At 39.4% G+C, this 8,444-nt stretch carries 6 protein-coding genes and 1 rRNA gene; 1 reads left to right on the top strand and 6 read right to left on the bottom strand.

Annotated elements, in window-relative coordinates; all coding sequences use genetic code 11:
• From NML76_RS07235 to NML76_RS07210, 6 genes are all read right to left on the bottom strand, one after another.
• Positions 1 to 230 (bottom strand): 16S ribosomal RNA (locus tag NML76_RS07235); the annotation flags it as partial.
• Positions 231 to 480: 250 nt separating this feature from the next.
• Positions 481 to 1,407, bottom strand: a complete 927-nt coding sequence (locus NML76_RS07230) for an ATP-binding cassette domain-containing protein (RefSeq protein ID WP_003010296.1) — start codon at positions 1,405 to 1,407, stop codon at positions 481 to 483.
• 10 nt (positions 1,408 to 1,417) lie between these two features.
• Complete coding sequence (locus NML76_RS07225) at positions 1,418 to 2,485, bottom strand: ABC transporter ATP-binding protein (protein WP_003004369.1); 1,068 nt, start codon at positions 2,483 to 2,485, stop codon at positions 1,418 to 1,420.
• Positions 2,486 to 2,496: 11 nt separating this feature from the next.
• Complete coding sequence (gene oppC / locus NML76_RS07220; protein ID WP_049475082.1) at positions 2,497 to 3,423, bottom strand: oligopeptide ABC transporter permease OppC; 927 nt, start codon at positions 3,421 to 3,423, stop codon at positions 2,497 to 2,499.
• Positions 3,423 to 4,922, bottom strand: coding sequence for an ABC transporter permease (locus tag NML76_RS07215; protein WP_254733173.1), 1,500 nt, complete (start codon positions 4,920 to 4,922; stop codon positions 3,423 to 3,425). Before NML76_RS07215 ends, oppC begins: the two co-directional genes overlap by 1 nt.
• 73 nt (positions 4,923 to 4,995) lie before the next feature.
• Complete coding sequence (locus NML76_RS07210; RefSeq protein ID WP_254733171.1) at positions 4,996 to 6,987, bottom strand: peptide ABC transporter substrate-binding protein; 1,992 nt, start codon at positions 6,985 to 6,987, stop codon at positions 4,996 to 4,998.
• 205 nt (positions 6,988 to 7,192) lie between these two features.
• Between NML76_RS07210 and NML76_RS07205 the strand changes: the two genes are divergently transcribed.
• Entirely contained in the window at positions 7,193 to 8,434 is a 1,242-nt protein-coding gene (locus tag NML76_RS07205; RefSeq protein WP_254733169.1) for a serine hydrolase, read from the top strand.
• Positions 8,435 to 8,444: the final 10 nt, after the last annotated feature.

Raw genomic sequence — 8,444 nt, 5'->3', positions numbered from 1 at the left:
GTAGTGGAGCAATTGCCCCTTTCAAATCAACATCATGCAATGTCGACTGTTATGCGGTATTAGCTATCGTTTCCAATAGTTATCCCCCGCTACCAGGCAGGTTACCTACGCGTTACTCACCCGTTCGCAACTCATCCGCTCGGTGCAAGCACCAAGCTTCAGCGTTCTACTTGCATGTATTAGGCACGCCGCCAGCGTTCATCCTGAGCCAGGATCAAACTCTCATTAAAATAATTGTTTGTCTTAAACTCATTCTGTCACTGACAGATTTATTGTTTTTTTATTGTTCAGTTACTATAACCTTAGTTATAGCGCCCTGCACATTGGTTCGTCTTGTTCAGTTTTCAAAGGTCTTTGTCGCTCTCGCGCGACAACTATATTAGTATATCATGACCTCTCCTTACTGTCAACACTTTTTTCCAAAAAATTTTATTTTTTTGAAAGTTTTTTTGAAATAAAAAAATAGAGAGGGAATCCTCTCTATTTATATTCTTGTCTGTATTTGTTTTCTTCAGCTTTGTTAGCCCATACATAATGACCTGGTTTAATTTCAACCATTTGTGGTTTATCTTCAGAGTAATCATGTTGTTCTGGATCGTAGATTTTTAGAACTTTTTTACGTTCTAGAATTGGATCTGGAATTGGGACCGCTGAAAGCAGGGATTGGGTGTATGGATGGATTGGGTGGTTAAATAGCTCTTCAGTTTCTGCTACTTCTACAATAACCCCTTTATAGATAACTGCAATACGGTCAGAAATGAAGCGCACAACTGACAAGTCATGGGCGATAAAGAGGTAGGTCAAGCCTAATTCTCTTTGGAATTTTTTCAAAAGGTTCAAGACCTGCGCACGTACTGAAACGTCAAGGGCTGAGATTGGTTCATCCGCAATGACAAATTCCGGTTCCATGACAAGTGCACGGGCAATACCGATCCGTTGACGTTGACCACCTGAGAATTCGTGAGGATAACGTGTCAAATGTTCTGCTAGAAGCCCAACTTCATGCATAATATTTTTTACTTTTTCCTGACGTTCTTCTTCGCTGTTAAACAAATGGTGGTTGATCAAACCTTCAGAGATAATATAATCAACTGTTGCACGTTCATTCAAACTTGCTGCTGGGTCTTGGAAGATCATTTGAATTTTACGGATCAACTCTGATTTTTCACTATGAGAGTTTTTTCCGTTGATCTTGCGACCGTCATAAATAATTTCTCCAGCACTTGTATCATTCAAACCGATGATAGCACGTCCAATTGTCGTCTTCCCACTTCCTGATTCACCAACAAGAGAGAAAGTTTCTCCCTTATTAATGAAGAAATTGGCATTCTTTACAGCAACGAATTTTTTACTTCCTTCACCGAAGGAAATTTCTAAATCTTTAATTTCAACTAATTTTTCAGTCATTTCCTTCCTCCTATTCTGTAATGTGAGTGAAGCCCATTTTTGAGCCAATCTTTTCGTGAAGGTTTTCGATTACTTCTGGTTTATGAACTGTTGGTGCATCTGGATGGAGCAACCATGTCTTAGCCCAGTGAGTATCGGTTACTTTGAAAGCAGGTGCCTCTTCTTCAAAATCAATCTGCATTGCATAGTCTGAACGAAGTGCGAAGGCATCTCCTTTGATTGGAGCATACAATGATGGCGGAGTTCCTGGAATAGAGTAAAGATCACCATCTGAGGTTGACAATTGAGGCAAGCTTGAAAGCAAGCTCCATGTGTATGGATGTTTTGGATCGTAGAAAATTTCTTCTACTTTACCAAACTCAACAATTTCTCCAGCATACATAACGGCTACTTTATCTGCAATACTTGCAACCACACCTAAGTCGTGGGTGATAAAGATAACTGTAAATTGGTATTCTTTTTGAAGGGATTTCAACAAATCAATGATTTGCGCTTGAATGGTTACGTCTAGGGCTGTTGTTGGTTCGTCACAGATTAAGATATCTGGACGGCAGGCCAAGGCGATGGCAATAACGATCCGTTGACGCATCCCACCTGAATATTGGAATGGATACTCATCAAAACGACGTTCCGCATCTGGAATTCCAACTTTCTCCATATAGTCCAAAGCCATTTCTTTAGCTTCTTTAGCTGTTTTCCCTTGGTGTTTGATAATGACTTCTGTAATTTGTGAACCAATTGTGTTGATTGGGTCCAAACTTGTCATTGGGTCTTGAAAAATTGTAGCGATCTTAGATCCACGAATATTTTCCCAATCTTTATTCGATTTCAAATCTGTCAATTCTTGACCACGGTATTTAATCGAGCCTTGGGCAATACGGCCATTATCTTCTAACATTCCGGTGAACGTCTTTGTCAAAACTGATTTCCCTGAACCTGACTCACCAACCAAGGCAAGAACTTCACCTTCTACTAGCTCAAGCGATACGCCACGAATCGCTGTCAATACGCGATCGCGCACGTCAAATTCCACTACGATATCTTGAGCAGATAAAATAATATTGTTATTTGATGTCATATCTACTCCTCCTATCTATGTGTACGTGGGTCGCTGGCATCGGCCAAGTTTTGTCCGACGATAAAGAATGACAAGGATACTAAAATCAAAACAGTAAGCGGAATCCAGAATAGGTAGGCATTGGTAGTTACGTTTTGAGAATAGTCAGAAATCAAACGTCCCAAACTTGGAACGGTGATTGGAAGACCAAGCCCGAAGAAGGAAAGGAAGGCTTCGTAAGAAATAAAGCTTGGAAGTAATTGTGATGTTTGTGTCACTATTACAGATACCAACTGAGGCAAAATGTTTTTCGTAACAATTTTCAAAGTTGGTGTTCCTAATGTTCGACTGGCAAGGTTGTACTCCAAATCACGGTAACGCATGATTTGGACACGAATGGTATAGGCAATTCCGATCCATCCGGTTAAGGACATGGCAAGAATCAAGTTCCAGAAACCAGATCCCATTGAGTAAGTCAAGACGATAACGATCAACATAAATGGAATGTTAGAAATAACGTTATAAACTTCCATCATGATACGGTCGATGGATTTTGAGATCCCCCAAATTCCACCAACGATAACTCCGACTACCACGTTAATAACCGTTGCGATGAAGGAAATGATAATTGAATTCCGAGCACCAAACCAAACTCCATCAAAGAGGGATTTACCGTTATTATCTGTACCAAATAGCGCTTTCCCACTTGGTGGATTCAAACGTGCTGAAAAGTCATTTACCTTACTTACGTCGTTGTAATCAAAATTTGAAAACATAGGATAGACAAAACTCATCAAAAGAATTCCAATCAAAATAGCAAGCATAATGATAGTGGTTCTTTTTTTCAAGAATTGCCTGAATACTGATTTCCAGTATGAATACGCTGGAGCATCGATTACTTCAGAGGCAAAGTCATCGCGTTTTACAAACTGAAATTTATTTTTATCGATTGTAGCCATTATTTGCCTCCTTTCGTATTCGTTAATTTAATCCGTGGGTCAAGTACTGTCATCAAGATATCACCTAACATGGCAGCAAAGATACCAAGCGATGTGAAAATGAAGACAAGTCCGATGACCATGGTGTTGTTTGATGCTTTAATAGAGTCAATCAACATTTTACCCATACCTGGGAAAGCGAAGACTGTTTCAGTAAGTGTCGCACCTGAGATAACTCCAATAATAGCACCTGGAATACCAGACACCAATGGGACCATTGCATTTTTGAAGATGTGTTTTCTTGAAATCTCACGTTCTGACAATCCTTTTGAACGAGCAAAACGGACGAAATCTTGCGAGTGGATATCGATCATGTAACGACGAATCCAAACTGCTATAAATGGCGCACTCAACAAACCAAGAATCAGAGAAGGCAATACATATGAACGCCAATCCTGTGCTCCAAGAACTGGAAATGAGTCTGGAAGTCCAAAGAAAGAACCTGTTAGACGCACAATGTAAACAAGGGCAATAGTTGGAAGAGACATCATAAATGTCAAAACAGCTGTCGAGATGCTATCAAACCATGAGTTCTTGAACAGAGCCATGTAAGATCCTAATGGGATCGCAATCAAGTAAGCAATCGCAATACCAATCAAACCAATGATTGAAGAAGATGCAATCATGGATGGATTTTCATAGTTACTCAACGTTGCTGTATACGCATCCCCTTTACCAAATCGACTGATGTCTTGTGAGTCTGCCTTGCTTGGAGATTTGTAGGTACGTGAGTAGATATCGATTGAAGATGTCTTTTTACCTGTTGGGAAGTTCACTTCACTCTTCTTAGTCGTTCCTTGTCCTTGGGTAATTACTTGAAGAACAGGGGTATTTGAATAAGTTGGATATGAATTTCCAAGGTTTAAGGTTACAAAGTTTTGGTGTACATATGGGAATTGACCATTAAAGTACAAGAGGTATTTGTGTTTCGTACCAGAACCTACAACTGACCAACCAATAGATGGATCATTTTCAATACGGATATAGCGTTTGAGATTTGGATTTGAGGCATCTTTCACCCAACCTGGATGATCAAACTGAATCAAATTCGCATAGAAGCTGATGACACGTTCAAAAACCGGAATTTCACGTACCGCATAAAAAGACTTACTTTCTGGGAAACGTTTCAACTGCCAACCATGACCTAATTTGTTAATGTATTCCTTATAGATCTTTTCATTAGCAGTTGTCGCATCAACTGTTACGGAAGAATCTTCTTTACTTGCTTTTTGTTGCAAGCTCTTTGAATCCATGTATTCCAAATAACCCATGCGATCGTAGACAGTATTTTCGTAGTTGATCTTCGAATCTTTTGTCTTCGCTACTTTATTGTAGTTGGGGTCATTTTTAAAGATGAGATTTCTCGGTGTTAGCGTATAGATAATCATGTAGGTCAATGTCGTCACAAGGAAGATCGACACTAACGAACGCAAAATACGCATAAAAACATATTTTTTCATATTTCATTCCTTTAATGTCCAAAAGAACTTTCTCCCCTAGAAGAGAAAGTTCTAATGAAAAGCAATAATTTAATTATTTAACGTGTTTTTCAAGATCTTGTTGAGCTTTTTTGTTTGACTCAGCTTTTTCTTTTTGCCATTTTTCACGTGCTTGTTCGTATTGTTTCTTAGTAACTGGTTCATCTTGAACTTCTACATATTTGAAGTATGCTGATCCTTTGTTACCAGCTTGAGCTGAAGCACCAGAGAATGGTACCACTTTAGAGATGACAGTTGCTGCACCTGATGATGACATTGTAGGTACTACAATTGCGCTATCTGTCAACCAAGCTTGAGCCGCTGCATATTTTTCATAACGTTTTACAACATCTTGTGTTTCGTTGTTTGCATCATCAAGAAGTTTTGCAAACTCATCCAAACCTACAGCTTTTGCTGATGGGTTATCTACCCCACCTGCAAAACCAAGGTAGACTTTTGTTTGGTCTTCAGAAGATGGTTGGAGAGTGTCAAGGTAAGTTGATGGATCTTGATAATCCGGGTTCCAACCGACCATACCTTGAAGGTCCCAATCTGCATCTGCTGCTGATGGTACGTTCAAAGTAAGGTTCATTACTTCATCTTGGTCCATCATTTGAAGGTCAACAACTACGTTGTCTTTACCAAGAGTTTCTTCCACTGTTTGTTTCAATGATTGCATACGTGTAACTACACTTGTTGCATTTTGAATAACAGGAACGTCAATATGAATTGGGAATTGAACGCCGTCTTTTTGAAGTTCAGCTTTGGCTTTTTCAAGTTGTGCTTTCGCTTTATCTTTGTTGTAAAGACCATCTTGACCATCTGCAAGGTTGATACCCTTCCACTGGTCTCCATAAGTAGTCAACTTATCTGCAACTACATTTCCGAAGTCTTTTCCATCTACTTGTACGAATGCAGGTGCAACATATGTATTACGGATAGCTGGTTTAGCAAATTCTTTACCATTAACTTGTGCTGAGTAGTTTTCACGGTTCAAGGCAAAAGTGATGGCTTGACGGAAATCTTTGTTTAAGATTGCTTTCTTAGTAGAAGATTTTTCAGCATCTGATTTCTTAGCAGTGTGTTTGTATGATTGGCGATCGATATTGAAACCAAGGATTGCTACACCTGAACCAGCTGGTGTGTTGTAGATATTGTCTTTGTATTTTTTCTCTACTGTTGCAAAGTTTGAGCTTGATGGGAAAAGACGAGCAGCTGTATAAGCTCCATCAGAGAAACCACGCGCCAATGAATCTTGATCTGATCCATCGTAATAAGTCAGTTTCACTTCCTTGACGTGAACGTTTTTCTTATCCCAGTAGTTGTCATTCTTTTCAAATACAACAGATGATTTTGATGTAATAGATTTAAGAAGGAAAGGTCCGTTTGCAAGGACTGATTTCACATCGTTTGGTTGACCAAAATCATCGCCTTTACTCTTCAAGAAATCTGTGCTAATTGGGAACAAGATTCCGTTGGTCGTTTTAGAGTTCCAGAAGGTTTCAGGTTTGTTCAATGTGTACTCAAGTGTGTAATCATCAACAGCTTTAACACCAACTTGGCTGAAGTCTGTAGTTTTTCCTTGCACATAATCATCCAAGCCTTTGATTGAGCCTTGAACTAATGGAAGTTCTTCTGATTTTTTATCAGCAGCGTGTTTCAAACCAGTCACGAAGTCTTTGGCAGTCACTTCACCACGCTCTTCACCGTCTGCATCGTACCATTTAACACCCTTACGAATCTTGTAGGTATAAGTCAAACCGTCTTTTGAAACAGACCAATCTTCTGCAAGTGATGGCACAAGATTTCCATACTTGTCATTTTCCATCAAACCGTCTACGATGTTTGTAGTGAGGTCTTGAGTGGCAGATTTAGAAGACACAGTATAGTCCAAAGTTGTTGGGTCAGTAGTGTAGACATAACCATAGTTTTTGTCTTCGTTTGAACCAGAACCTGATTTACTTGTGTTTGATCCTGAACATGCAGCTAACAATCCAGCTGCAAGGAGTGTTACTCCGGCAACTGCGAATACTTTACCTTTTTTCATAGGAATTCTCCAATAGTTTTTTTAGATTTGTTTAAGATTATATCACAAGTAGAAAAAAAAGTAAACTAAATTTTCTGAATATTTGCTTTATCACTATCAAAAAACCTTGCTATGACTGACTTTTTAGTCTAATTGACGATTTTACGATTTTCCATTAATCATTTGTATGATACAATAGAGAAGACTAAGTAACGAGGAAACAACTGTGAAAAAATTCTTTCTTTCTTTTTTAACCTTCATGCTGCTGTTATGCAGTTTACCTTATCAGGTCGTTCTGGCAGATGAGTTAGATCTTCCTGCTCAAAGCGCCATTGCTGTTGAAGCTGATACAGGTAAAATCTTATATGAAAAGGATTCGGAGAAAAAACGAGATGTGGGGGGACTGTCTACACTCTTAACCACTTATCTGATTTTCGAAGCCATTCATGAAAAAAAACTTTCTCTGAAAGATCCTATCAAACTGTCTGAGAAAGCTCTAGCCTTAAATTATATCGAAGGTGCTGGCACTCTTCCTATGGAAGCGAACCAATATACGGTTGAACAGTTATTGACTGCTCTTTTAGTTGGAAATTCTAGCACTGCTGCCTTGGCCTTAGCTGAGAAAGTGGGTGGCTCTGAGAAAAGCTTCGTTGAAAAAATGAAGCAAAAACTTACTGAATGGGGCATTCAATCTCCTCATTTAATCAATGCTACCGGATTAAATACTCAAACCATTAGCGGAGATCCTGACGGGAAAGAAGACGAAAATCAATTGAGTGCTTATGATATTGCTGTTATTGCCAAGCACTTACTCCAGGATTTTCCTGAAGTGACCAAATATACTTCAAAGCCCACTGCTCTTTTTTCAAACACGCAGATTGAAAACCCCAACCTGATGCTAGAAGGCATGCCGAATTACCGTTCAGGCGTCGACGGCCTTCGGGTTAGCAACTCTAACAAGGGCGGTATCACCTTTGCTGCATCAACGACGCAAAATGGGATCCACATGATAACGGTCGTTCTAGGGGTGGATGCGGTTGACGGAGATCCTTATGCCCGCTTTGTGGCTACTTCTTCTCTGATGAACTACGTGGTACGAACCTTTGTTCCTTCCATTGTCGTCAAAGAAGGAGATCCCTACGGAAAAAGTAAGGCAACTATCATGGATGGGAAGTCCGAGACTGTTTTAGCTGTTGCAAAAAAAGACTTCTATATCGTCGAAAAGCAAGGCAATCAAGCGGAACCAAAAATACAATTCAAGAGTAACCAAGAATCATTCCGAGCACCTGTCAAATCAGGCACAAGTCTTGGAAAATTACACTACACTGATCCAGATAAAATCGGACGTGGCTACTTAGAAGATCAAGAACCAACAGTCGATATGGTAGCAGGAAGAACCGTTGAGAAAAGCTTTTTCTTAAAGGTTTGGTGGAATGAATTCGTCCGTTATGTCAACGAAAAATTATAAGCAAAAAATC

Origin of the sequence: Streptococcus sp. CF8_Ac1-9, assembly GCF_024295565.1 — a bacterium.
Lineage (GTDB): Bacteria > Bacillota > Bacilli > Lactobacillales > Streptococcaceae > Streptococcus > Streptococcus parasanguinis_X.
This window is presented reverse-complemented; position numbering and strand designations above follow the sequence as displayed.